This is a genomic window from Paenibacillus sp. Soil766, assembly GCF_001428105.1.
Classification (GTDB): domain Bacteria; phylum Bacillota; class Bacilli; order Paenibacillales; family NBRC-103111; genus Paenibacillus_E.
Genome location: NZ_LMSJ01000006.1, coordinates 95734 through 119836, shown reverse-complemented (window position 1 = coordinate 119836; position 24103 = coordinate 95734). Strand labels below are relative to the sequence as shown.

General features: G+C 46.2%; 21 protein-coding genes and 1 pseudogene. 13 read left to right on the top strand and 9 right to left on the bottom strand.

All coding sequences use genetic code 11. The features are described from left to right. Positions 1-103: 103 nt before the first annotated feature. Entirely contained in the window at positions 104-580 is a 477-nt protein-coding gene (locus ASG89_RS06005) for a CBO0543 family protein (RefSeq protein ID WP_057309645.1), read from the bottom strand. Positions 581-648: 68 nt separating this feature from the next. After that, a pseudogene (locus tag ASG89_RS38575) lies at positions 649-840 on the bottom strand (helix-turn-helix domain-containing protein); the annotation flags it as partial. A 284-nt stretch (positions 841-1124) separates the two neighbouring features. Here ASG89_RS38575 and ASG89_RS06000 point away from each other — a divergent pair. From ASG89_RS06000 to ASG89_RS35435, 4 genes are read left to right on the top strand one after another with little or no spacing between them, the layout of a single operon-like run. Beyond that, positions 1125-2240: an amidohydrolase family protein gene (locus tag ASG89_RS06000; protein ID WP_157276542.1), complete on the top strand. Its 1116-nt coding sequence runs from the start codon at positions 1125-1127 to the stop codon at positions 2238-2240. Beyond that, entirely contained in the window at positions 2237-2599 is a 363-nt protein-coding gene (locus tag ASG89_RS05995; protein WP_057309644.1) for a Rieske (2Fe-2S) protein, read from the top strand. The genes ASG89_RS06000 and ASG89_RS05995 overlap by 4 nt, the downstream gene beginning before the upstream one ends. Positions 2600-2634: 35 nt before the next feature. Continuing rightward, on the top strand, positions 2635-3495 hold the full coding sequence (locus ASG89_RS35440) for a hypothetical protein (protein WP_057309643.1): 861 nt from the start codon (positions 2635-2637) through the stop codon (positions 3493-3495). Between the two features lie 30 nt (positions 3496-3525). Next, complete coding sequence (locus ASG89_RS35435; protein WP_162259679.1) at positions 3526-4074, top strand: glycoside hydrolase family 88 protein; 549 nt, start codon at positions 3526-3528, stop codon at positions 4072-4074. Positions 4075-4640: 566 nt separating this feature from the next. On the opposite strand, the gene ASG89_RS05980 is transcribed toward ASG89_RS35435, so the two are convergent. Then, complete coding sequence (locus ASG89_RS05980; protein ID WP_162259678.1) at positions 4641-5717, bottom strand: YncE family protein; 1077 nt, start codon at positions 5715-5717, stop codon at positions 4641-4643. Between the two features lie 165 nt (positions 5718-5882). Here ASG89_RS05980 and ASG89_RS05975 point away from each other — a divergent pair, with 165 nt between their 5' ends. Then, complete coding sequence (locus tag ASG89_RS05975; RefSeq protein ID WP_057309638.1) at positions 5883-6773, top strand: SMP-30/gluconolactonase/LRE family protein; 891 nt, start codon at positions 5883-5885, stop codon at positions 6771-6773. 74 nt (positions 6774-6847) lie between these two features. On the opposite strand, the gene ASG89_RS05970 is transcribed toward ASG89_RS05975, so the two are convergent. Continuing rightward, positions 6848-7717, bottom strand: coding sequence for a helix-turn-helix transcriptional regulator (locus ASG89_RS05970; RefSeq protein WP_057309636.1), 870 nt, complete (start codon positions 7715-7717; stop codon positions 6848-6850). 144 nt (positions 7718-7861) lie between these two features. Between ASG89_RS05970 and ASG89_RS05965 the strand changes: the two genes are divergently transcribed. Together ASG89_RS05965 and ASG89_RS36175 are read left to right on the top strand one after the other, a co-directional pair. Next, positions 7862-9847 carry a glycoside hydrolase family 127 protein gene (locus ASG89_RS05965; RefSeq protein ID WP_057309634.1) on the top strand — a complete coding sequence of 662 codons (1986 nt, stop codon included), beginning with the start codon at positions 7862-7864 and terminating at the stop codon, positions 9845-9847. Continuing rightward, the gene (locus tag ASG89_RS36175; RefSeq protein WP_162259677.1) at positions 9823-10197 is read left to right on the top strand and encodes a glycosyl hydrolase-related protein; all 375 of its coding nucleotides are present in this window, start codon (positions 9823-9825) and stop codon (positions 10195-10197) included. Before ASG89_RS05965 ends, ASG89_RS36175 begins: the two co-directional genes overlap by 25 nt. Positions 10198-10753: 556 nt before the next feature. On the opposite strand, the gene ASG89_RS05960 is transcribed toward ASG89_RS36175, so the two are convergent. After that, complete coding sequence (locus ASG89_RS05960) at positions 10754-11620, bottom strand: phytanoyl-CoA dioxygenase family protein (RefSeq protein WP_057309632.1); 867 nt, start codon at positions 11618-11620, stop codon at positions 10754-10756. A 140-nt stretch (positions 11621-11760) separates the two neighbouring features. On the opposite strand from ASG89_RS05960, the gene ASG89_RS05955 reads away from it, so the two are divergent. From ASG89_RS05955 to ASG89_RS05945, 3 genes are all read left to right on the top strand, one after another. Then, on the top strand, positions 11761-12615 hold the full coding sequence (locus ASG89_RS05955; RefSeq protein WP_057309631.1) for an AraC family transcriptional regulator: 855 nt from the start codon (positions 11761-11763) through the stop codon (positions 12613-12615). 114 nt (positions 12616-12729) lie between these two features. Further along, on the top strand, positions 12730-14637 hold the full coding sequence (locus ASG89_RS05950) for a hypothetical protein (RefSeq protein WP_057309630.1): 1908 nt from the start codon (positions 12730-12732) through the stop codon (positions 14635-14637). Between the two features lie 79 nt (positions 14638-14716). Next, positions 14717-15427, top strand: a complete 711-nt coding sequence (locus ASG89_RS05945; protein ID WP_057309628.1) for a YebC/PmpR family DNA-binding transcriptional regulator — start codon at positions 14717-14719, stop codon at positions 15425-15427. 493 nt (positions 15428-15920) lie between these two features. On the opposite strand, the gene ASG89_RS05940 is transcribed toward ASG89_RS05945, so the two are convergent. The 4 genes from ASG89_RS05940 to ASG89_RS05925 form a co-directional block, all read right to left on the bottom strand. Beyond that, positions 15921-16613: an LrgB family protein gene (locus tag ASG89_RS05940; protein ID WP_057309626.1), complete on the bottom strand. Its 693-nt coding sequence runs from the start codon at positions 16611-16613 to the stop codon at positions 15921-15923. Then, complete coding sequence (locus tag ASG89_RS05935; RefSeq protein WP_057309624.1) at positions 16610-17008, bottom strand: CidA/LrgA family protein; 399 nt, start codon at positions 17006-17008, stop codon at positions 16610-16612. The genes ASG89_RS05940 and ASG89_RS05935 overlap by 4 nt, the downstream gene beginning before the upstream one ends. 92 nt (positions 17009-17100) lie before the next feature. Continuing rightward, entirely contained in the window at positions 17101-18909 is a 1809-nt protein-coding gene (locus ASG89_RS05930) for a sensor histidine kinase (protein WP_057309623.1), read from the bottom strand. Between the two features lie 4 nt (positions 18910-18913). After that, complete coding sequence (locus ASG89_RS05925) at positions 18914-20533, bottom strand: response regulator (protein WP_057309621.1); 1620 nt, start codon at positions 20531-20533, stop codon at positions 18914-18916. A 224-nt stretch (positions 20534-20757) separates the two neighbouring features. Here ASG89_RS05925 and ASG89_RS05920 point away from each other — a divergent pair, with 224 nt between their 5' ends. From ASG89_RS05920 to ASG89_RS05910, 3 genes are all read left to right on the top strand, one after another. Then, positions 20758-22158, top strand: coding sequence for an ABC transporter substrate-binding protein (locus ASG89_RS05920; RefSeq protein WP_057309619.1), 1401 nt, complete (start codon positions 20758-20760; stop codon positions 22156-22158). Positions 22159-22355: 197 nt separating this feature from the next. Continuing rightward, positions 22356-23252 carry a carbohydrate ABC transporter permease gene (locus ASG89_RS05915; protein ID WP_057309617.1) on the top strand — a complete coding sequence of 299 codons (897 nt, stop codon included), beginning with the start codon at positions 22356-22358 and terminating at the stop codon, positions 23250-23252. An 11-nt stretch (positions 23253-23263) separates the two neighbouring features. Further along, complete coding sequence (locus ASG89_RS05910) at positions 23264-24094, top strand: carbohydrate ABC transporter permease (protein ID WP_057309615.1); 831 nt, start codon at positions 23264-23266, stop codon at positions 24092-24094. The last annotated feature ends 9 nt before the right edge of the window (positions 24095-24103 follow it).

Here is a 24103-nt window from a genome sequence, read left to right as displayed (position 1 = left end):
ATATGATTCGCAAGCAAACACAAACCATAGGCCTCATCGTGTCACAGTTATCCAACGAATATTGGTCATCTTTGGCAGAATATATTCAGGAAGCCGCTTTCCATTATTTTGTATTTGTAAAGTTTACCCCATGCTTTCTCGCTAACGCATAGAATCCATACACAGCAGCAAGAGCGATGAAATAAGAGACAAAAGTCCATCCCATTGTCCAACCATTGCTGTATTCAACTTTGCGGGTGAGATAGGCGATATATTCAAGACCTGTCAATATGATTGAAAGTATAGTCAGGACAACTAGAGGATGCTTCTTCTTATATTCAATCCAATAGATGACTAGACAGCCTGCCAAGGGATAGAGTCCAATGTCAAAAGGGAGTGCAGAAATCGTTTCATCATCTTCAATTTTTGGAGTGAAATCCCAATAATCTACGTGATACCCAAACGCATTGATGAGCGATGAGATAATAGCGGAGATGGGAAAGATGAGAATGGCAATGGTTGGAGCTTTTTTAAACCAGGCAATCCCGAATACCCATGGAACAACAAAACCAAACAGGATATTTATGAAAATACGGCCCACTCCCTACTTCGTAGATACTATCAAGTATGGCCCGTACCTCCCGACTTAAAACCTCTCTCAATCATCGATTAATTCCCCATATTCTTACGGTAGTCACTTGGTGTACAGCCCACACGCTTTCTAAAACTTCTGGCAAAGTAATACAGACTGTGGAATCCACATTGAGCAGCAACCTGCTCAATGTTCTGATACGTATTGAGAAGTAGAATCTTTGCTCCCTCAAGCCGCTTCGTGGTGAGGCCATCTTTGGGACTGTTTCGAAAATATTTTTTTGCTTATGTATCCCCCAAGGTTAATAAGATTTCTTCCATTAGCATCGCAATCTTTTGCTCACAATAGGGCTTGCGGATGGATAACTCCATGGCGATAGCTCGAAGTGATCATTCCGAAATCCATCGGCCATGTGATGATGTTTCCGTAGAATAAATATGACATAACAAAAATCCAGTTTTCCGAAACATATCTTCATGTACGTCAGCGGGTCTGAGGCTTATAGTTGTATATATAAGCGATTACAAGCTCACACTTTTAGGAGATGTTGAAGATGAATAAACCGAATATCATTGACACAGATGTCCATAATGCGATAGCTCATTCGAGAGATTTACTGCCTTATTTGCCTAAGGTCTGGCACGATTATTGGCTTTCCGCTGGACCTGGCTATGGCGGTGGTTGGCATTCTCCCGTAGGTGTGATGCGCAAGGATGCCTTACCTGATGGCGGTGGAATCCCTGGCAGTGACCCGCAACATATGTTGAAGCATCATTTTCATATATATGGGATTGATTATGGAATATTGACCGGTTCTGGGATATTGGGGATTTCATTGAATCCGAATCCAGACTATGGCAATGTTGTTGCAAGTGCTTATAATGACTGGCTAGTCGAAACATGGTTGAAAGCAAGCACGGTGTATAAAGGCTCTATTCTTATCAATCATACGGATCCGATAGCTGCTGCGAAGGAAATTGATCGGATGGCAAAGCACCCCGACATGATACAAGTTATTATGTGCAGCGGCTCTCGCACATTGTTCGGTCAGCGCTGCTTTCATCCTATTTATGAAGCGGCAGAGCGTAATGGACTGCCTGTTGCCGTTCATCCAGGTACGGAGGGTAGAGGAATTGCAGGAGCTCCGACACCATCGGGCTATCCCACAACCTATCTAGAATGGCACAATATTTTACCAATCAATTACATGTCTCATGTCAATAGCTTAGTTTGTGAAGGGGTATTCGAAAAGTTTCCTAAGCTCAAATTTGTTGCCATTGAAGGTGGACTAGCGTGGCTTCCGCATCTCATGTGGCGAATGGATAAAAATTTCAAGGGTCTTCGAGATTTAGTTCCTTGGCTCAAAAGATTACCATCCGAATACATTAAAGATCATATTCGACTAACAACGCAACCCATTGAAGAGCCAAGCAAGCCAGAACATATTAATCAGATTTTAGATATGCTGGGCGCGGATAATATGGTGATGTTCTCCTCGGATTATCCGCACTGGGATTTCGACAATCCCAAAATGGCGCTACAACCGATTCGCAAAGAGTTGCGACAACGTATTCTGGTTGATAATGCCTTGGAGTTATATGGACATGAGACATTCCCAGCTCAGATAGCTGCATCTGTTTCTATTAGTGAGGGGGATTCCTCACTATGAGCAAAGTAAAATCCAGATATGCTGCAGCCAGTGTCCAAGAACTTGCAGAAAAAGGACGCAAGATTGTCGAAGTAAAAGGCATCGAAATCGGTGTGTTTCTTGTAAATGGGAGTTACTACGCTTGGCGTAATATGTGTCCTCATGCGGCTGCGCCTGTCTGTGAGGGTGTCGTGTGCGGAACTCGTCTGCCCTCGTTAGTTTATGAATATGAATATGGCCGTGATCAAGAGATATTGCGCTGCCCATGGCATGGTTGGGAGTTTGGTTTGACGGATGGTAAGCATTTGGTCGAAGGTGGTGTGCAGTTACGAGGTTATGAGGTTGAGGTTGAGGGGAACGAGATCTACGTGCTCATCTAAATGAGAGCAGAAGTAGTGGTACAGGAGGTTCGAACTTGGTTACTTACATTGGTGTTACTCAGGTTAAAGCAGGAGGCAGTAAGGTCCCGGAGGGAAAGCGGATTCCCATGGGCTGGACGGCAGTTGCGATTGGTGAAACATCTGAACAAAGTGTACGACTTTTATGGAAGAGTGAGGTTACGGGACTGCCGGCGTACCTGAGAATGACTGTGGCACTTGATGTTCGTGAGGAAGTACGAGTCGAGGCTCGTTCAGCGCTGACGGGGACTTTCATCGGTGAGTGGGACATCAGGTATGCCTCCGTGTTCCAGCCCTATCAGCTGCTACTCCCTGCTGAGCATGTCGAGTTACTTGCAAGTGAAGGCATCGAATTACGATTAACCCATGGCAGCTCACCACTTTGGATATTTACTGAGGGTCCAGCGGAAGCACCATTACTATTCTCACATCTCCTTCTCGCAACGGTTGAACCGGAAGATCCATGGCAGAGGATGTCAGCATCGCTGGCATCTTTATCTTCCCTCCAGCCTTTTGGCTGGCTAGAAGGTTGTGTTTTAGATGGATTACTGGATTTGGAGAGTGTGTATGGTGGAGGAAAGTATCTGAGGACGGCAAAGGGGCATTTAGATCTGTTCTTCGATTCGAATGGCTCCCTTCATTATGAGAATCCACGAAGTATACCCGTTGATGGGCGCATCTATGGCATTGAGGGAACGTTGCCCTTTGCCGCGTTAGCACAACTGGATCCGAATCATCCAGCGATTGACGCTGCCATAGAGTACTGGTTATCCGAAACTTCGCAGGATGGTACGATCCTGGATGGAACAATGCTTTCAGCGGAGGGTAGTTATACCATTGCCTATCCGTTGGCGGTGCTGGCTAAGCTGTATAAGTGAGAAGATCTAGCTCTTCTGGCTATCCGGCAGTTGGAGTCTCGCAACCAACGACTCACTTGTGGGGCGGATCTGTATCTGAGACATCACGAGGATGGTAGTCACAGCTTTCCGAATTGGTCTCGTGCTTATGCGTGGTATATGCTAGGACTGGCGCGGACACTTCGTGTGCTGCATGAATATGACGAACTTGCTAGGATGCCTCAGGCAATTCGAGTGCGTATCAATGAACTTAAAGAGGAACTTGTTCGTATTGCAGACGTCATTATTGGTCACCAATCCGAGCAAGGGTTATGGTATGTCTATGTGGATGAACCGCAGACAGGAGTGAAAACATCGGGCTCAGCTGCTATCGCAGCTTCTTTGGCGATTGGAGTGCAGCTAGGTATTCTTGGTGATTCCTCATTAGCAGTGAGTAAAAGAGCCAGGAATGCACTCACATCGTATCTAACGGAAGATGGATTTCTACATGGCGTCGCACAGAACAATAAAGCTGGGGAAGAGCTCCAGCGAAGCGGCTACCGGGTTTTGTCACAAATGGCAACAGGACTGGCCGCTCAATTGGATGCTGCTTTGAATTAGATTGAACAACACCTCGTTCAGGATCTCTCCTGACGAGGTGTTGTTTTGTGTTAACTCCCCTGAACTCGGGGATAAAACGGAGTCTGAGGGAGTGAAATCGAGTTACAGAGCCGCGAAGGCGATGCCGCGAACTCGTAACTCGAAAAAATCGAGTTACAGAGCCGCGAAGGCGATGCCGCGCACCCGTAACTCGAAAAAATCGAGTTACGGAGCCGCGAAGGCGGTGCCGCGCACCTGTAACTCGAAAAAATCGGGTTACAGAGCCGCGAAGGCGATGCCGCGCACCCGTAACTAGAAAAAATCGAGTTACAGAGCCGCGAAGGCGATGCCGCGCACCCGTAACTCGAAAAAATCGAGTTACGGAGCCGCGAAGGCGATGCCGCGAACTCGTAACTCGAAAAAATCGAGTTACAGAGCCGCGAAGGCGATGCCGCGAACTCGTAACTCGAAAAAATCGAGTTACAGGGCCGCGAAGGCGATGCCGCGAACTCGTAACTCGAAAAAATCGAGTTACAGAGCCGCCTGAGGGAGCGAGATAGAGTCTGCTCCAACAGACGCTTCGATATCTAATCCTGGATGACAGATATCGTCTTTTCTCCGCCAACATATATGCGATTCGTGCGCGGATTAAGCAGCAAAGATCCAGACCCAGCGCTAACTTTGAGTTTCTTGAGAGGCTTCAGGCTGCTGCCATGATAGACGACGATTGGAGCTGCGCCAGATTCTGTTGATTCTGAAACGAATAAGTGGTTTGTTCGTGGATTAATTAGCACATCCGTAAATGCAGGCACGGTTAACGAACCGATGACCTTGTTCGTTCGGCTACTTACAACAAAGATCCGACCCTTCACGGAAATTTGCGCACTTGAAATATAAATTCGACACGTAAGGGGGTTCTGCGTAATTTCTCTTTGTCGTCTTCCAAGCTGAACCTTTCGGACATTGAGGGTATGCAAGTTCACGACAGAGCTGTATCTACTTAAGTTATTCGCGACAAAGAGTTGATTTGTTTTCCGATCAATAACTGGTGTGATGACAGGATTTCTTCCAACTTTCCGTGTAGCTATGATCTTGTTGGTATCTCCTCGGATTACGGCTAATGTATCCGTAGTGGTATTGGTTACGTAGATACGATTCGTTATAGCATTGATTAGTATTTGCGAAGGGCGTCCTCTGAATGAAATTTTGCTGTGTACTCTATTCGTAGCTCCGCTCAGAACGACGAGATTGGCGTTTCGCGAACGTAACGAGATGGTTGAAACATACACCAGATTCGTACGTATGTTAACCGCGATATGATCGCTGCGTTCACCAACTTTAATCGTAGAAATAACACCGTTCGTAAGACCATTGACAACAGATACGGTACCATCATAAAAGTTGGATACATATATACGATTCGTTCGCGTATTGATAGCGATGTAGTATGGCAATTGACCAATCGTAATTGTGGTAATGACTTTGTTGGTTTTGGTATCCAGAACACCAAGGCGGTTATCACCTTGAATAAAATAAAGCCGATTCGTTAAGGGATTGATGGCAAAGTGTACAGCTGGACTGTTGACGGGAATAGTTGCAATCAAGCGTGGATTGGTCGATGAAATTGTCGGCTTTGAAACGCGCACAGCTTTACGGATTATCATAAAGGCTCCCTTCCCCAAGACATGTGGTACTTCAATCATATTCATGACCACGTTAGTAGGGAACTTGTAGACAGCAGTTCGAGTAGAGGGGCACAACTTTTGAAGCATTTCAGCGTCATAAGTGCATGACAACGATTACGAACGAATCTCTAAGGAGGCATGGAAATGATACATCAGCATGATGGAATTGAACGCATCGGGGATATAAAAGCTAATCTTGGCGAAGGTCCTGTCTGGGACCACACAACAGGGCAAGTAATCTGGGTTGATATTAATGGACAAGCCGTTCATCTGTATAATCCCGTTGATGGAAGCAACCGAACAATTGCATTGGATCAAAAGGTCGGAGCCGCCGTCCCAAGACAGCAAGGTGGCATGGTTCTTGCCATGGAGCGAGGCTTTCATCTGCTAGATTTGGCAACTGAGACGTTAACACTCCTTGTGGATCCAGAGAGTCATTTGCCTAACAATCGGTTTAATGATGGCAAATGTGATCGAGCCGGCAGGTTCTGGGCAGGTACGATGGCACAGAATGAGTCAGCTACAACAGGCTCACTTTATTGTCTGGATGTCGACGGTACCGTTCGAACCCTCGAGGATGGCTGCATTACGGTATCGAATGGGTTAGGTTGGAGTCCCGATAATACGACCATGTACTACATCGACTCACCGACGAAGAAAGTGGCAGCCTATGATTTTGATAGCGAATCGGGGCGAATCTCCAATCCGCGCATAGTTGTTGTCATAGCCGAGGGTGAAGGTTTTCCAGATGGGATGGCTGTGGATAACGATGGCATGTTATGGATTGCGCAATGGGGAGGCTGGCAGGTAGGGCGTTATAACCCTGTGACGGGTGAGAAAATAGGCTCAATTGCTGTCCCGGTGGAGAGAACAAGCTCTTGTGCATTTGGCGGGGATCACATGGATGAATTATATATCACGACGGCTAGTGTAGGTGTTAGCGATGAGGACAGCGTGAATCAACCTCATGCAGGTGGTTTGTTTCGAATAAAGCTAGACGTGAAGGGCCCTCGGGCAAATTTTTACGGGGGGTAACGCAGTTGTACCTATAAGAAGCTAAGTCGCATGATGCGCTTAGCTTCTTTGTTTTTTTGTCCATTGAACACTCATCATGCTGAATACTGCTTCCGAAAGCGAAGCGGCGAGATGCCTATAGCTGCTTTGAAGCAATTGGAGAAGTAGGGCGCGTTGAGAAACCCAATATGCTCAGCTATACGCGCGATGGACCACTCTGTTTTAATAAGCAGCAGCTTCGCCTGCTCAATTCGGTAGTCGTGCAAGTAGGCCATTGGTGTGCAGTCATAGATTTCTTTCATACATCTGACAATATAATTCGGATGAAAATGAAATTCCTCGGCGAGTGAGCTATTCGTCACATCGGACTGATAATGTTGGCGCAGATACGCTTCAACTTTGTCGGCGAGTATCAGCGCAGGTGATGCATCGTTGCGGGACTGTCCAGCCTCAAGGAGGCGAAGCAGTTCCATGAAAAGCTGCTGCTCACTCCAATAGGTCTCTGAACGATGCTGCACCGAGTCGGTCAACAGCTTGCGAAGATGTCGCTCTGCAAGCGCGAACTCGGGCGGTGCGCTATATTGCGGGATGCGGATTCGATACGGATTCTCCCAAGACTTCCGGACTTGCTGCGGATAAACAGTCCCTAAGTCTTGATCCGGCGTTTGTTGCCAGACACCATGAAAGTCAAAATGAATCCAATAGAACACGGTCTCCGTATCACAGCCTCTGACGGGATAATGGTAGCGATCTGGCAGCAGTAATAAGGCTTGACCCTCCGCAACCTCCCACTCTTTATCATCTTCACCGATATATAAAGTCCCTTTGGTCACCCAGAGAAGATCAAAAATGCCTAAATGACGTCGACTTGGGTGCATTTCGCCGGGACGGTAGGTTGACAAGCCAATCATGAGGTAATAGGGCAGTGGGGGTAGTTCCATCCAGATATGGCTAAGTCCATTCATCGTATCTTCTCCCTTGTTTAGTGTTAAATTTTATATAAACTAAGTTGGAATTATTCATAGTTTCTCTTTATTTATAAGGATAAACTGTAAGTAGTTGATAATCAAATGTTATATAAAATAAGACGACAAGAGGAGATTCTACATATGGTGAATTCATCACGTACACAGGAAGCTATGACTAAGATACGCATACAAGATTCATTCTGGGATCCATTTATGGAGCTTGTACGAGGGACGGTTATTCCGTATCAATGGGATGCCTTGAATGATGCGATTGCTGATGCAGAACCTAGCTATGCCATTCGCAATTTCCGTATCGCAGCAGGGCTGGAAGAAGGCGAGTTTGGCGGGTTCATTTTTCAGGATAGCGACCTTGCCAAGTGGCTCGAAGCAGTTGGCTATTCTCTGGCGAATACACCGGATCCTAAGTTGGAACAAACGGCCGATGAGGTCATTGAACTGATTGCCAAAGCACAGCACGAGAATGGTTATTTAAATACGTATTTTACGATTAAAGAGCCCGGTCAGGCATGGACGAATTTGTATGAAGCGCATGAATTATATTGTGCTGGTCACATGATGGAGGCGGCTGTTGCTTACTATAATGCGACGGGAAAAAGAAAACTGTTAGATGTCGTGTGCAAATTCGCTGACTATATTGAAACGATTTTCGGTCGTGAGCCTGGTCAAATCCGAGGTTATGACGGTCATCAAGAAATCGAGCTTGCACTCATTAAGCTTGCTCAGGCAACGGGGGAAGAACGCTATGTGAGGCTGGCTCAGTTTTTCATTGATGAGCGGGGTGCTGAACCAAACTTTCTAGTTGAAGAATGTAAACAAAGAGAAGGTTATAGCTATTGGACGCAAAAGAAGCAACCCATTCCGAGTGTAGCGCAAATGGCGTATAATCAAGCTGATAAGCCGGTCCGAGAGCAGGAAGTAGCCATCGGACATTCGGTGCGTGCTGTTTATATGTATACAGCTATGGCTGATCTTGCCAGACTGACGGGAGATCAAGATTTGCTCACTGCCTGTCGCCGTCTATGGGATAACACAACTAAGAAGCAGATGTACATCACAGGTGGCATAGGCTCAACACATCACGGTGAAGCATTTACGTTCGATTATGATATGCCCAACGATACAGTTTACGCTGAAACGTGTGCCTCAATCGGCCTCATCTTCTTTGCGCAACGTATGCTGCAGCTAGAAGCGAAGAGCGAGTATGCAGACATCATGGAGCGTGCGCTGTTCAACAATGTCATTGGCAGCATGTCTCAGGACGGCAAGCATTATTTTTATGTGAATCCGCTGGAAGTATGGCCGAAAGCATCTGTATTAAATCCAGGTCGTCGCCATGTCAAAGCAGAACGGCAGAAGTGGTTTGGCTGCTCGTGCTGCCCTCCGAATGTGGCACGCTTGCTTAGTTCATTGAACAGTTATATTTACACGTCATCCGCAGCGCATAATACGGTCTACACACATCTGTTTATCGGCAGCGAGGCTCGCTTTGAGCTTGCCGTTGGTGAAGTTGCCTTTACCCAGCAGTCTAAGCTTCCATGGGAAGGTTATGTTCGAATAGAGCTAACATTGGCTCCGCAAGAGACGTTTACACTTGCGCTGCGTATTCCATCCTGGAGCCATGGTGGAGCTGTTATGAAAATCAACGGTGTGCTGACAGCTTATGCAACGGTGAATGGCTATGCATCAGTTGAGAGGCAATGGCAGCAAGGGGACATTGTGGAGTGGGAACTTGCGGTCAAGGCCCAGTTGACTATCGCTCATCCCGAGATCCGTGCTAATGCGGGCAAAGTTGCGATTGAACGTGGACCACTGGTGTATTGTCTGGAAGAAGTGGATAATGGCACACCTCTGGCTACGGTGTCGATAGATGTGATGCAGCAGCTGCAGGTGAATTATGAGGCAAGCTTGTTAGGCGGCGCCGTCGTGATTGAGGCGGAAGGCTATGCCAACGAGTCCGCTTCTTGGTCGGAGGATACGCCGTACCGTCCATTAACTCAACAACAGCAGGTTTCAGAACGAGTGAAGCTGAAGGCGGTACCGTATTATCTCTGGGGCAATCGAGGGGTAGGCGAGATGACAGTTTGGATTCGCAAGGGCAGCATGTAAACCCTTGTGAATCTTGTGAGTCCTTCGGGTATGAATCCGAGGGACTTTTTGCTGCACTAGCGCGGGGACTGCGCGGAGCTTTCAGCTATTCCACTTCGGGATGCGGGAGCCCAAGCCAACAACGAGTCAGGTATAAAAACAGCATATTTACAGATAGCGACGCGCTAATCGTCCGTCTCCACGAGTTTACAGGCTCACGTCATCGTGTTACCCTCACAAGTGATTATGCCGTGAAGACATGGCAGGAATGTAATCTCATGGAGAGACCTTTCGGAGAAATGAATCAAGGGGACACGATCGAGCTGTCTATTAAACCATTTGAAATTTGTACTTTTAAGGTAACACTGTAAGAATTATGAAGAGGCAGTCCGAGTAGATTCATCTACTTTTAGGACTGCCTTTGCTCACTACTTCTCACTACATAGCTTCCGCTACTGGGAATTAGTGATAAATACTAAACGTGGTCGCTCATCCTCGAAGGACTTCGATAAAAGATTCTCTTAGAGGTTTTTTCGGTTACGGGCAACAGCATGTTAGTTGGGCGATTTATTTTCGGCTCCAGCGGAAAATAGATGGATTTTGTACAGTAAAATCTTTCGATTTTTCGAGTAAATGCAAAGTAGATGGAAAACCTACAGTTATTTTTAATCATTTCTCCCAATCTAGACAAAAGGGGCACAATTAGCTACATGTTTTCCATTTAAATCGAGTTTTCGAGCAAATTTCGCGTAAATAGCTGTACATTTTCCAGTTAATACAAGTTGAGTAGCGCTCGGGTCGTTCGAATGCCATCGCCAGCCATCCTTAGCCACCACCATCTATCCCCAACCACCCCAACCACCAACCCCAACCAACCCCAACCACCATCACCTACAAGCTCCACCAACAAACTTCTTCCGCATTCACTTATTCCAAGTGTTCTGGCCTTCCGGCCAGCCAATCTTCCAGGGTAGCGACACGTGATGGGTATTTGTAGCTTCTGGCTAGAAAGCCAATACCGTGCTTCACCATGGGGTCCTGATCTGTAGGCTGATAGCGTAAATCAACACTCCACCGAACCGTATCAGACATATTCGGGGTGGACATATGGAGGCAGCGATCGTTGAACAGAATCGCACTTCCTGCGGGTACAGGCAAGGCAACGGTTTCTGTTTTGCCAAGTTGACTATCTTTGAGCGCGGTATAGCCTGTTCCTGTGTAGGTTTCACGATGCCATTTGAGCACACGTTTGCGATGTGTCTGTGGCTTGATATGGAGGCAACCATTGACTTCGTTTGCGTCGACAAGCGGGATCCAGACGGTAATAACAGGATTCGCATTCGCATCCGGCCAATAGGATTTATCTTGATGCCAAGGTACTGCGCCAGCTGCTACTTTCGGGACCTTCGGTCGTACGTTATATACCGGATTAGCGAATAGCTCTCCGCCAATTAACGATTCTACCGCATCCAAAATTTTCGGATTGCTCATCAATGTGAAGTAGCCAGGGATGCGATCGCGCCAGCTTCGGCCGTATTTCAGAAAGTTTTCAGCGGACAGATCCTGAAATAGCTCTGCTAAGCGATTGGGAAACGGCCTATCTTCCAGCTGATCCGTAATCAGTCCATCCGCGAACAGTTCGTCCGCAATCATCGACACCTTCTGAGTCATTGCTTCACGAGCAGAGGCTAAGTCTTCTTCAGACAATAACTGGGGAATGATGAGATAGCCCTGTTCCTCGTAAAACTGTGATTGTTCGGTAGTTAAATTTCCGCTTCCATTATGCTTAATCAACCTACTCGCCCTCCAATATGTGTTGTACTATAGAAAATATAACACTTCATGTGGTCGTTGTATTTGCTTCTATGTTCGTCAATTGATCATTTCTTCCGGTCATTTTTATCGTCAATTTACTAACGATTGCGAGGGTTACTATGACTTCCTTAACTGCTGTTAATCCCTATGTAAGAGTAGGGCATTATTATCAATTTCCAGTAGAACGAAATCAAGCTGAGATGGGCAGAATCGGATACTGCTATGCCTTTCATTTCGTTGCCGGAGGCAAAGGAACGGTTTCCGCCAAGGGGAAAACATATCCTGTGAAGAAAGGTGATTTCATTTATTTCCCACCTGAAGTAGGTCACTCCTTTTACGCTAATCCCGATCATCCGTTAGCCACCTACAACTTGTATTGTGATCTCTGGAATTATCAATTGAGAAGCAGCCAACATCTCGTTTGGGATGAGTCTGATTTTAATAGAGACTTGCTAACGCCTATTGTCCCGTGCCAAGAGCTGGATAAGCTATCTGTTGTGACGCCGATTCAACATGATGCTTCACTTGGTCGATTATTCATTCATGCTGTCACCCAGTCGAGGGAAAGTGACCACTACTCCGAATTAATCGTAAGCAATCTCCTCAAAGCCTTCCTTCTAGCACTTGTACAAATTGCTTCGACGCCGCACATCATCGATTACCGAATTATTCCGATTATTGAGCGAATGGACAGGGAAGCGAACATAAGTAGAGATTATACCGAATGGATGAGTCAAAGTGGGCTGCGCAAAACCCAATTTCATGAGCTGTTCAAGCAAGCAACAGGAATCTCACCCAAAGCGTACTGGACCAAAGCCAACATGAGGCAAGTGGAAGCTGCCTTGTGGGAAAGCAACCGTTCTATAACAGCCATTGCAGAAGATTTTGGCTATTCATCAGTCCATCATTTTACCAAACAATTCACCCTATTTCATGGTGTTTCACCAACAGAGTTCCGGCGAAGGAAGGGGTAGTTAATGGATATCAATTGTAAGATGCTCTAGTTGTCCGTACAACCAATCCCTCAGTTGTCATAGAAGCAAACCTATCGAAGTAAGGTTATATAGAACAGAGAAGGGGGCGAAAGAATGCGTTGGCACTTAGGCGAAGGAACAGGAATTGTCTGGGACATTCATCTCGGAGACCTTGCCCACCAGGACCATGTTGAAATGAGTGGGAAAGCCGTATCGTTGATCGTGAGCTATGGCATAGACGCGGAAGGAAGTATCATTTTAAAACGTAAAGTCGTATGGCCAGCTTTTCGCACGATACCGAATGATACGCATGCGAGTTTAATGGAGACGTTTGGACAAGAGTTAGTGCCGCGCATGCGGGTAGAGGGTCAACCTGTCCAAGAAAAAGGCTTCCGAATTTCGTTCGATGGCATTCTTCGAATAGCGTCTGTTTCTGATCAAGGGGTTTTGATACGACGTACCGTATTTCCGGCGAGAGATTTCCCTTACGCCTTAGAACGAGTTGAGATTCAGAACATGACGGAGGGGGCGATACGACTTGAGATCGATCAGATTTCCTATACCAAGTGTCGCAGAGGTACGAAGGGCATTTATGTCGTGGAAGCGGGACATGACGGGCCGGCTTGTGTAATATTGGCAGCAGGAGCAACTGTGTCCTATAAAGGGTGGATTTGCGCCTCCACGGTCGACGCGGCCAAAGAAAAGGTGGATGTCGTGGAAGAGGAAGCGAAGAGATGCACATTTTTGTTGGAACTGAGTTCGTCTTTACGACTGGAATCACCTGAACCCGACCTAAACCGCATGTTCGAGTTGGCCAAAATTCGCGCGGCGGAGAGTGTTTTCCGCACAATGGGCGGTTTGCTTCACAGTCCCGGAGGTGGTTCCTACTACGCGGCGGTTTGGACGAACGATCAGGCGGAATATGCGGGGCCATTTTTTCCTTTTTTAGGTGAACAAGATGCAATGGAGGCCTCCTTGAATGCCTATCGACTTTATATGCCATTCATGGGTCCTGACTTCCAGCCCATTCCCTCCTCAATCATCGCAGAGGGCATAGATATTTGGGAGGGAGCCGGTGATCGTGGGGATGCGGCGATGTACGCATATGGCGCGGCGCGGTTTGCACTGGCGAGCGGCAGTTTGCAAATAGCCGAGCAGTTGTGGCCGGCTATCGAATGGTGCTTGGAATTTTGCCGGCGGAAACGAACCCAAGTTGGCGTGATCGCATCGGACTCAGATGAGCTCGAGAACCGGTTTCCCAGTGGTGACGCTAATCTGTTCACTTCGTCACTTGCGTACGGAGCGCTTCTTTCATCCGCACACCTAGCGCGAGAAATCGGGATAACGGATCTTGCTCCACGCTTAGAGGAAGAGGCGGCTGAGCTGCGTCAAGCGATTGAATCTCATTTTGGCTCAATCATTGAGGGATATGAGACCTATCGTTATTATGAAAGCAACGACATTCTTCGTTCTTGGATTTGTGTACCGCTGACGATGAATATTATGGATCGCAAGGAGGAGACGATTGCGGCATTATTATCACCGCGATTGTGGGTAAACGGCGGACTCGTCACCCAGGCAGGTGAAACCACCTACTGGGATCGCTCTACTTTGTATGCACTGCGAGGTATACTCTATGCGGGTGAGACGGAGCTGGGCATTACACATCTGCTTGAATATTCGCAGAACAGATTGCTAGGCGAACATGTTCCCTATGCAGTTGAGGCATTTCCCGAAGGCAATGGGCGGCACCTCTCTGCGGAGAGTGCGCTTTACGCACGAGTCCTTATTGAGGGATTATTTGGCATCGTCCCAACGGGTCTTGACTCTTTTACATGTTGCCCACAGTTGCCTAAAGCTTGGGAGACGATTGCGCTTCGATCCATCCGTGCATTCGATTCTTGCTTCGATGTAGTCGTTACACGATGTAGCGATGATGTTAGGGTAACTTGTATAACACCGGATAAGACGGAAACCTATCTGTGGAATCAAGATGAGCCGATTGTCATCAAGCTGAGATAAGTTATTCGGAAATATTTTAATTTCGTATGAAAATAGGTTATGATAGGGAATGAAATCATAATAGAAAGTGGGATCCATTGTGGGACGTAAGTGGAATAACATAAAAGAGAAGAAAGCTTCGAATGATGCAAGTACAAGTCGCGTGTACGCGAAGTTCGGCCTAGAGATTTATGTAGCAGCACGTAAAGGTGAACCAGACCCGGAATCGAACCGTGCGTTGAAAGTCGTTCTTGAACGCGCCAAAACGTATAATGTACCGAAAGCAATCATCGATCGCGCGATCAATAAAGCCAAAGGCAGCTCTGATGAAATTTACGAAGAGCTTCGATATGAAGGCTTCGGACCTAACGGTTCTATGGTCATTGTGGACACGCTGACGAATAATGTGAACCGTACCGCGTCAAGCGTTCGTGCCGCATTTAGTAAAAATGGCGGTAACATGGGTGTAACGGGTTCAGTTGCTTATATGTTCGATGCGACTGCGGCGATCGGTATTGAAGATAAAAGCATGGATGAGATCATGGAAATTCTGATGGAAGCGGACGTGAATGTTCGTGATCTTCTTGAAGAAGAAGACATGATCATGGTGTATGCAGAGCCCGAGGAGTTCCACGCTGTTCAAGAGGCGCTCAAAAAGGCTGGCATCACGGAATTCGCAGTTGCAGAATTGACGATGATTGCTCAAAATAACGTAACATTATCCGATGACGCACAAGTACAGTTTGATAAAATGATTGATGCACTGGAAGATTTAGAGGATGTTCAACAAGTGTATCATAATGTGGAATAGAAATAGGGTTTGAATCATAGAGGAAGCAGCTTGGATCTGAGATCGAAGCTGCTTCTTTTTCTCATTTTCAGTTAAATGTGAGCTATCATTCTATCTCATGCTTAGAATCCCGGATCCGTTTACGCCATACTCGGTGAGATCACCGTAAGTGTATGATTTGAATGCGACGGAAGTTCCGGTGACGATTCACAACGGTGTTCGCTCCGTTTGCATTGGTAGTGGAGAAAGGTTTAGCTGTAGATGAGAGGTAGTAGAAGTAGAAGTAGAAGTAGAAGTAGAAGTAGAAGTAGAAGTAGAAGTAGAAGTAGAAGTAGAAGCAGAAATTGAAATTGAAATGCAATAGTTGAAGTAGAAGTTTTACAGGTATGCAGCTGCACCTCAACCAACCTACCACGTCCAGAACCAATACAGCCCCCAACCTGAAGCAATAGCTTCGAGAGGGGGCTTCTTTCTACACACTTCTTTCCACGCACTTCCGTCCACACGCATCCGTCTAACTAAACCACCAATACACCGGAATAAACAGAATTGACGTTATAATCCCAGCAGCGCCCATGGCGAAACCGCTCATACTGCCTTCCTCCTCCGAATCCTTGAGGAGGCGTGCGGTGCCGATCCCGTGCGCAGCTGTGCCGACTGCGATGCCGATGGATAGCGAATCGCGCCATCCGAGCCAAGTCAGCAACTTCCGGCCGATCATGCTCCCGAACAGGCCAGTGAGCACCGTCAGCACTGCCGTTAGCTCCGGCAAGCCTCCGAGATGGCGCGATATTTCAAGCGCGATCGGCGAGCTAACGGATTTCGGCAGCATGCTGAGCAGAATCTCGCGGCTGCCGCCGAGCAGTCCAACCAGCGCAGCGGCGGTGACAATGCCGGATATGGATCCGATCGTAACCGCAAGTAAGATGCTGGTGAGATGTTTCTTGATCAGTCCCGCATGCTTGTACAACGGTACGCCGAGAGCTACAGTTGCTGGCCCAAGCAACAAGGTAATCATATCCGCACCTACTTTGTAGGCGGCATATGGGATGTGAAAGCTAAGCAGGATACAGATGATGAAGCCTGAACATACGAAGAGCGGGTGCAACCAACGCCACCGCTGATGAATAAACTGAGCAGCCGTATAGGCGACAACACTAAGTGCGATGCCAAACATCGGGTTCATAAGCCATGCGGAGGTCGTCATTTCATCCCACCTTCGGGTGTCTTATGCCCATTTACACCAGTGTACATCCGATGCCCTTTATCCTCACTAGGTTGCAATTTAGATGTGATAAATCCAGTTACAAGAAGGACAGCCACAGAACTCCCCATGACGCCAACCCCGATAGATAGCCAATTCCGCCCGATTAGAGGGAAGAATGCCATCGTTCCGACGACAAATGGTAGAAAAAAAAGCATCATATGGCCCGTGAACCAATTCGCCGTCGTTTCCACCCATTCTAGTTTAATGAGCTTGGTGAATAGCGCGATGGTAAAAAGAATAAGTCCAATCACATTGCCAGGAAGCGGGATGTGAAAGCTCGTTTGAAGCCAAATGCCAATGAAGTTAAAAGTAATTAAAATTGCGAGTCCTAGCATAAGGTCCTCCTGTCTTTGTCTTGGTCTTTCGTCTTGATCTTCCACCTATCTGTCTACCTGTCGTCCTGAACTAGTTGTTGAAAGGGAATGCTCTACCGCGCTGGAATGCGTATCCGCACGATCGTCCCTTCACCTAGTTGACTTTCTATTTCAATCCCATACGGATCACCGAAGTAGAAAATGATACGATCATGTACATTTTTGATACCAATATGTGTTTCATCAAGTGTATCTGAAGGCTGGGCAAGTCGATTTCGCAGCTGTCCAAGCTTGATTTCATCTATGCCAACTCCATTATCCTTGATCTGGATCAGTAAGTCATCCCCCGATATCTCTGAAGAGACTTCCAACAGCCCATCTTGACTGCTCCGTTCCAGTCCATGCACGAAGGCATTCTCGATCAGCGGCTGTAACGAAAAATGCAGAACCTGTAAAGCCTCACTATTCACCGAGAGTTCTTCACGGTACTGAATTTTATCCCCGAAGCGCAGCTGTTGGATTTTCACATACAGGCGAATGTGGATCAATTCTTCCTGCAGAGTAACCGTTTCTTTCCCCGTTTGGATGTGAATACGGAACAGGCGGCCTAAGATGCCGACCATTTCAGCAACATCGCGCTGTCCGCTGATGATTGCCTTCATTTGAATCGTTTCCAGCACATTGGCGAGAAAATGCGGATTGATTTGACTTTTCAAAGCGCCGTATTGTGCGACCTTTTGCTGAGCTTTGGCCATAGAAGAACGTTCAACATAAATCTGCAGATCTTCCAGCATTTTGCGGATACCTTGATACAGCACGCCAAACTCATCCTGCCGATTCGAGCTAAGATCGACATCGAAATTACCTAAGCCAACCATTTTCACCTTGCGGCTCAGTAATATGATAGGCTTCGTCACACGTGCGGATAGAATGAACATGAATAAGACCGCAGTTCCTAGGGATAAGAAGGCTAGTGCTAGTATGATTTTGATCAAAATCTCGGCCTGCTTCGTCATTTCTTTCTCATCGATGGATTGAATGACCTTCCAGCCCGAATAGGGTGAGGTTACAAAGTTAATGAACGAATTGACCCCGGCAAAATACGCATAAAAGCTCCCATTTTCAGCATGCAATACGGTCTGAAGTTTCTGACTCTCTAAGTTGATCGGTACATTTGAACTTGCAGACGTACTTTCGGAATTATAAATACTAGCACCCTGACTATCTATAATGGTGAAGTTACGTTTACTCGTTTCCGACAATTTCAATATTTCTCGTAAAGAATCCAACCGAATATCAATGAGCATAACCCCGAGTGGCTGCTTACTGCCTACCTTGTTAATGACCCTCGCGATGGAAATGACGGGATCCTTGGCATTCACACGATGGAAGGGGAGGTGCGTCCCGAACAGGACGATTCCACCTTTACTTTGCTGTGTCTGTAGGTACCAGTCTTCCTTCGTGAAGTCCTTCACATCGTAATCCGAGCGATTGAAATTTGTCGAGTAAAAGACACGAGAACCTGCATAAATTTGCACACTGTCTACATTTTTAATCGTCATTTCGATCGAACTGACAAAGTGCTCAATGGTGTTTCCATATTGAATTCGTTGATCATTACTGTTCTCGTCACCATCAGCAACCCAGTGCTCCAAGGCATTCTGCAGTTGCCCATCCATTTGAGCGTTGAGCGTTCCTTTCTCGATACTTTGCAAATACTGGTCAATATTGAAGGACAGATTCGTGAGAATCAGGTTCGAGGAGCTCTGGTACTCATTTTTAACGGCTTGAATGGAAAAGAAATAGATAATGACTGATATAATCAATAAGGGAACAGTGATAATCAGAATCATAAGCACGAATATTTGATGGTTAACATGCTTCATCCGGTAATGCTGTGAGAGCCGCCGCCATGCGTTCAAAGGTCTACCATCCCCATTTCTTCCGATAGTCGGTTGGCGTCATATTCGTAATGCTGCGGAAGGTTTTGACGAAATGCTTGTAGCTTTTATACCCGCACATTGTGCAGACATCTGTCACCAGGTACTCAGGTTTCTTCAAACATTCTTGCGCATAATGGATGCGAATTTCGGTCACAAACCGCATGTAATTCTTATCTAGCTTTTTTTTGAAAATACGACTTAAATACGATGGATTATAGAAGAAACGATCGGCCACCATTTGTAACGTAATATCTTGGTCGATATGCTCTTTAATATAAGCTTCAATATGCTCAAAAATAAGCACATCCTGATGATTCGTTGAAGGGAACTCATCGCGATACACGTCGCTGACTTGCACCATCCACGCTGCTAGCCAACTGAAAAGAGCATCAAGCGTCGGGAAATCATCGACACACGTTAACTTTAGCAGTTTCTCACTGTAAACGCCTTCGACAGGAATGCCATTCCGGTGGGCGAAGCGAACTGTGGTGGAGATGATTTCTTGCATAAAGGCGAATCCACGATCCATGGAAGTGTGGGGTAAATGGGTGCGCAATTCATACGCGAGTCGGCTCATCAGCTGCTCGATTTCGATAGGATTACCGCTTTCAAGTCCGGCAATGATTCGATTCTTATCAGCTTCTTCAAGAAGTAAACGTGAATCTTTGGCACGAGTCGGTGCTTCACTTGCTGCGATCGGAAAGAAGATCTGTCGCTTGTCCTGATAGTAGCGTTGATATAGCGCTTGATCCGTTTGACGAAGTAATTGTGTCAATTGCGTGCTATCCGTCGTCCATTTACCAATGGCCATAAAAAAGCTAGAATCATTAGCTGGAAGCGAGAAGTGATCGGCATCGTGAGAGTCTGCCTGATCATGTAATAATGCTACGGCATAGCATTTGGTTTTATCTATATATAAGAATAGTTGTGTGGGAATACGGGAACGATATATGGTTTCTAAAGAGTTCCGAATGATGCGTTCAGCATGCTGGTAAAACTCTCTTCGTTCATAAGTCTGAGAGGGGTTCGCAGGTAACCATGTTAGGACAAAAGGTTGACAGCCCATCGTCAAATGTCCGAAGTCGCTGCATTGTTGGCGTATGCCTTCCTCCCAAGCTGCATGGTCATTTTCCAGTAAAAATTTGACTAACTGGTTGCTTGTATAGCTTTTGTTTTCGCTGGCTTGTAGTTCCAATGCCGTACGCTGTGCCTGTTCATTTCGCCTTTGTTTAAGTGTGCTCATACAGCTTTGAAGGGTTGAAAAGCTTTCTTCATATTCCAACGGTTTTAACAGAAAGGCATGCACGCCGCCAAGACGGATCGCCTTTTGGGCATATTCAAAATCATTGAAACCCGTCAATATAATAAAGAGGGTATCCGGGAGGGTCGCTCGAATGTGTTCAATCATCTGCAGTCCGTCCATCTCGGGCATGCGAATATCGGTGATGATCAGATCAGGTTGCTCATGTAGAGCTGTGAGCCAGCCTTCTTTGCCATTGGCAGCTTCAACAATCGTTGTAACACCAAGCTCTGTCCAGTCAAAATAGTGCTGCAAGCCAGTTCTGATCAGAGGTTCATCCTCGACAATTAGTAGTTTATACATGAAGTTCCCCCAGCTTGTTAGGACTTGAAACTGTATGACAACTCAAGTATAACACTAAAATTATTAGAAATGAGGCTCTCATTTGCTGGAAAACGAACAAGTCAGAATACGACTATGAATGTAAAGATACAGGGATTCTCCTCGATTTCAATATCACGTATGCTTAGGGCACGGAATGAAACGAAGCCTATGTTTATTCCACAAACAATAACGGGGGTGCTCAAATGAGGGCTATGAAAAAAGGACTAATGACATTGATTGGCGTTGCTCTTGTCGGGTCGCAGTTAGTTGCATGTACGAATTCATCTACGAATACACCAGCGAACACAGCCACGAGTACTGCTGATAGCAAAACCGTAACACCGAGTCCAGTGGCTGCCAAGCCAGTCGAAATTACTTGGTGGAACTTCCCGAACTTTCAACCGCTCGATGGGGAAGTTGGGAAATACGAGAAGCAGATTATTGCAGCTTTTAACAAGAAGCACCCAGAAATTAAAGTTAACTTAGAGATGATTACCTTTGAGGGTGGTCCGCAAAAACTGAACGTAGCCATCGCTTCGAACTCAGCACCAGATGTGATCTACGATGCTCCGGGGCGTATTATTGACTGGGGGAAGAAGAAGTTACTCGCTCCGCTCAATGATATTGTCACCGAAGAAGTGAAGAAAGATATCACGCCAGCGCTATGGAAGCAATCCATGGTTGGCGATCAGATTTATATGTATCCGATCAATACGGCGCCATTCATGATGGCCGTCAATAAGACAGTATTTGAGAAAATTGGAGCGCTTGATTTGCTGCCACTAAGTCGCCCTGATCGGACATGGACAGTAGCTGAATATGAGAAAGCGCTGCAAGCCGTGAAAGAGAAAGCACCTGAGATTATTCCAACAGGCTTCTTCGCGAAAAGTACAGCAGGTGATCAAGGGACTCGCGCCTATATTGCCAACCTAGGAGTATCAAGATTCTTGAGTGAAGATAACTCCAAAGTAGCTATTAATACGGACAATGCTGCGAAAGCGTTGGATTGGGTAGCTAAAGCGACGAAGGATAAAATCAGTGTGCCGGGTTCTGCCTCTTTGGCAGCAGCTGATGTCAACGATTTATTCTTGCAAGGTAAATTAGCCTTTACACTTAATTATTCAGCTGTTCTTAAAGCGCAGAATGTTCCGCTCAAGAAGGTGCAATTCGAAGATATTCTGCTGCCATTCCCAACATTAGATGGATCTAAGCCTAAGCTTGAGCCGTATTTGGGCGGTATGGCCGTGTTTAATAACGGAAATGCGGACAAGATTACGGCTGCTAAGAAGTTAGTCGATTTCATTGCGAACGATCCTGAATATGCAAAGAAGAACTTGATTCAAACAGGCGGATTATCTGCACGTACGTCAATTACAGGACTCTATAGTGATGCCGAATATAAATACGCAGAAACAGCTCGTCAATTCATCACGGATGCCCCGACAATTGCCGATGGTTACGCGGAAATTCGTACATTCTGGTTCCCAGAATTGCAACGAGTCTTAACGGGCGCAGCAACAGGTAAGGAAGCGTTGGATAGCTTTGCGACCAAAGCGAACGAAGCCATTGCGAAAGCGAAAAAAGATCAAGCAGCTGCCAAATAAGCACGAGGAATGTCCACTGGGAGTAGAGTGCGATTGTACTCTACTCTTTTTACCACATAAGAATTTATAAGTTTCCGGTACACGGAAGAACAAATTCTTATTGGCGATAAAAACCACCTTTAAAACGCGGTCGCTCATCTAAGAAATACTTCGATAAAAGTTTTTCTCATCTCAAAAAAGAAAGGGAGGGAAGAAACATGGAGGTAACGGTTCGTAAAACCAAAGGTTACATACGTCGAGATTGGCTTATGAGCTATGTCTTTTTATTGCCTGCACTCGGATTCTTTCTGCTTTTTGTTGCCTATCCCATGGTGAAAGGGATCTATATTAGCTTTTTCGACTACTCCTTGCGAACGTTTAACTTTATAGGATTCGATAATTATGTCGATTTGATTCAGAACGAAACGTTCCTGAAATCGATGAGAAATACACTGTTGTTAGTCGTTATTACGGTTCCAATTGTAATTGTGTTCTCTTTATTCGTAGCCATCTCCATTTATAAGAAAAAAGAGTTTGCTCGCTCATTCTTTCGAGGTGTATTTTATCTGCCAGCCGTTTCATCTGTGGTTAGTATTACGGTTGTATGGGGATGGATCTATCATCCGAATTATGGCATTCTCAACTATTTAGGGGGATTAATTGGACTTGAGCCGATTTCGTGGTTGGGCGACCAACGGACAGCTTTGCTTGCGATTATCGCGGTTTTGATCACAACGTCAGTAGGTCAGCCGATCATTCTTTACGTCGCCTCACTAGGCAACATCCCAACTTCGTATATTGAAGCGGCTGAAATCGACCGAGCGACCCCGTGGCAAATCTTTTTGAAAATTATATGGCCCATGCTCATGCCGACCAATCTCTACATTATCGTCATCACGACGATCAATACATTTCAGTGTTTTGCCTTAATTCAATTGCTTACTTCTGGCGGGCCAGTTTATAGTACCTCGACCGTCATGTATGGCGTGTACGAGCAAGCCTTCGTACTTGGTCATTTCGGCAGCGCCTCGGCTATGGGTGTATTCCTTGCGATTATTATCGGGGTTATCTCGTTGATTCAATTTAAATTCTTTGGCAGCGATGTTGAGTACTAGGAGGGGACATCATGAAAGTAAACGCTGGGCAAAGGGTATTTAACGGTTTTTCTACACTATTATTGATTCTTTCTACGTTATTTTTTATATTTCCGTTTTATTGGATTGTGACGGGTGCCTTTAAATTCCAAACGGTGGCCACACAAATTCCGCCAGAATGGTTCCCGCTCAAGCCTACCTTACAGAATTGGGTGGATTTGTTTAAGAATCCGGTATGGCGTTGGACATTAAACAGCTTTATTATTGCTGTGGTTGAAATGTTCGCTGTCTGTCTGGTTTCCGCTTCTGCTGGCTATGTCCTGGCGAAGAAGCTGTTCCCAGGGCGGAAAATCATTTTTACGATGTTCATCGCTGCGATGGCTTTACCGAAACAAGTGATTCTTGTCCCGCTCTTCACGATGTTGGCCGACTTTGGGTGGGTCAATACGTATCATGGACTTATTTTACCAGCGATTGGATGGCCATTTGGCGTATTCTTGATGAAACAATTCGCTCAAACGGTACCTGGAGAGTTAATTGAAGCGGCGAAGATCGATGGCTGCTCCGAAATCCGACTATTCTCCACGATTATCTTGCCATTACTTAAACCAGCGCTAGGAGCGCTAGCGATCTTTACATTCATTGCCTCTTGGAATGACTATTTCAGCCAGCTGATTATGACGAGGTCTACCTCGATGATGACGCTGCCGCTTGGGGTAGCGACGATGCAAGGCGAATTTACGACCAACTACGGAATCATGATGGCAGGAGCGGCACTCGCGTCTGTTCCTATGATTACGATCTTTCTGGTGTTCCAAAAAGCCTTTACACAAGGCATTACGATGGGTGCGGTCAAGGGATAAGGGCGCAGT